Source organism: Kitasatospora sp. NPDC086791, from assembly GCF_040685975.1.
GTDB lineage: Bacteria > Actinomycetota > Actinomycetes > Streptomycetales > Streptomycetaceae > Kitasatospora.
This window is the reverse complement of record NZ_JBFBOC010000069.1, coordinates 1-2693: the sequence shown is the minus strand read 5'-3', so window position 1 is coordinate 2693 and position 2693 is coordinate 1. Positions and strand designations below refer to the sequence as shown.

Annotated in this window: 1 protein-coding gene; it reads left to right on the top strand. The window is 73.1% G+C overall.

What is annotated here, in order from left to right:
• Positions 1–2693: acyltransferase domain-containing protein (locus AB0Q99_RS34220; RefSeq protein ID WP_363578163.1), on the top strand; the 2693-nt coding region annotated here is incomplete at both ends.

Below are 2693 nucleotides of genomic sequence, written 5' to 3'. Positions count from 1 at the left end.
GTCGAGGCGATCCGCGAGCAACTGGTCACCGACCTCGCCGGGATCGAGCCGAGGACCGCGGACGTCCCCTTCTACTCCACGGTCACCGCGGAACCCGTCGACACCTCCGCCCTCGACGCCGACTACTGGTACCGCAACCTCCGCGAACCCGTGCTGTTCGACCAGACCACCCGTGCGCTGCTCGACCACGGCCACACCGTCTTCGTCGAGGTCAGCCCGCACCCGGTGCTGGTCTCCGCCGTCGAGGAGACCGGTCACCACCACGGCTCCGACCTCCTCGTCACCGGCACGCTCCGGCGCGACCAGGACGACTTCCTCACCTCGCTCGGCCGCCTGCACGTCCATGGTGTCCCGGTCGACTGGCGGTTCCCGGACGACACCGAGCCCGTCAGCCTGCCGACGTACGCCTTCCAGCGGGAGCCGTACTGGCTGCGGCCCGTCCCGACGGCGTCGGGCGACCACCCCCTGCTCAGCACGTTCGTGGAACTGCCCGACGGCGCGGTGCTCAGCGGACGGATCTCGCTCGCCACCCACCCGTGGCTGGCCGACCACGCCGTGCGGGGCTCCGTCCTCCTGCCCGGCACCGCGTTCGCGGAAATGGCGGCGTACGCGGCCGGCCGGCTCGGCCACGCGGTCGAGGAGCTGGTGCTCGAAACGCCGCTCGTCCTCGACGACACCCCGGTGCACCTCCAGGTCGTCGTGGGCCCCGAGGACGACGGCCGCAACCCGCTCACGGTGTACTCGCGTGACGGCGACGAGTGGGTGCGGCACGCCACCGGGACCCTGGGCGAGGAGCCGGTGCTGAGCGACTGGGACTGGTCGCCGGCCGGTGAGCCCCTCGACGTCGACGGGCTCTACGACTCGCTGTCCGCGCTCGGCTACGAGTACGGGCCGGCGTTCCAGGGCGTCACGGCGGCCTGGCGGGTGGGCGACACCGTCTACGCCGAGGTGGAGCTTCCCGCCGAGGAACCGTTCGCCTTGCACCCCGCGCTGCTCGACGCCGCACTGCATCCCCTGGCGTTCCTCACCGACCGCACCGGCCTGCCGTTCGCGTTCACCGGAGTGGCGATACGGCCCGCGGGCAGCCGGACGCTGCGCGTACGCCTGTCCGCCACCGGGCCGGACACGTACACCGTGGCCGTGGCCGATCCGGACGGCACCCCGGTCGCGGCCGTCACGTCGCTGACCGTCCGGGACGCCACCGCCGTCCCGGACAGCCTGTACGCACTCGACTGGGTCCCCTTCGAATCGGCATCGACGGGCGGCGACCCCGCGGACCTGACCGTCTACGAGGTGCCCGGGCCGGAGCCCGAGGCGGACACCGTCGAGGCGGCGTACGAGAGCGCGCAGAGCGTACTCGCCGTGATCCGGGACCACTTGGCGGGCGAGCGGACGCGGCTGGCGGTCGTCACCCGCAACGCCGTCGCCGCCGCGCCCGGTGACGTGGTCGGCCTCCACCACTCGATGGTCTGGGGCCTGGTCCGCGGCGCGCGGGCCGAGCACCCCGACCGGTTCGTCCTGGTCGACGCCGACCCGACCTGGGACCCCGCGCTGATCGCCGGCACGGACGAGCCGGAACTGGCGGTACGCCAAGGGGCGCTGCGCGTCCCCCGCCTGGTCCGCGTCGGCGCGAGCCTCACCCCGCCGGACGGGACCTGGCGGCTGGAGGACACGGGCACCGGCAGCATCGACGACCTGGCGCTGGTGCCCCGCCCGGAGCTCATGGAGTCGCTGGGGCCCGGGCAGGTCCGGATCGCCATGCGGGCGGCCGGACTCAACTTCCGGGACGTGCTGATCGCCCTCGGCGTCTACCCCGGCGAGGCCCTGATGGGCGGCGAAGGCGCGGGCGTCGTCCTCGAAACCGGCCCGGACACCCGATTCCGGCCCGGCGACCGCGTCATGGGCCTGGTCCCCGGCGCCTTCGGCCCGGTCACCGTCGCCGACCAGCGGCTGCTGGTCCGGATGCCTGACGACTGGTCGTTCGCCAGGGCCGCGTCAGTGCCCGTGGTGTTCCTGACCGCCTGGTACGGCCTGCGCGACCTGGGCGGGCTGAAGGCCGGTGACCGGGTCCTGATCCACGCCGGCACCGGCGGCGTCGGCATGGCGGCGATCCAACTGGCCCGGCGGCTCGGGGCGGAGGTGTTCGCCACCGCCGGCCCGGCCAAATGGCACACCCTGCGCGCCCTGGGACTGGACGAGGACCACATCGCCTCGTCGCGCACCCTGGAGTTCGAGCAGAAGTTCCCGCCCATGGACGTGGTTCTGGACTCGCTGTCCGGCGAGTTCGTCGATGCCTCCCTGCGGCTACTCGGGCCCGGCGGCCGGTTCGTGGAGATGGGCAAGACCGACATCCGCGACGCAGCCGACCATCCCGACATCGTCTACCGGGCGTTCGACATCGCCGACGCGGGGCCGGAACGGCTCGGCGAGATCCTGGACGCCGTCGTACGGGCCTTCACGGACGGCGGGTTCGCACCGCTGCCGTTGGACGTACGCGGGGTCCGGGACGCGGTCGACGTGTTCCGGTTCATGAGCCGGGCCGCTCACATCGGGAAGATCGTCCTCACTGTTCCTGTGGATCTCGATGCGGCCGGTACGGTGCTGATCACCGGTGGTACGGGGACGCTGGGGGGCCGTGTGGCCCGGCATCTGGTGGCCGAGCGGGGTGTGCGGCATGTGGTGCTGGTCAGCCG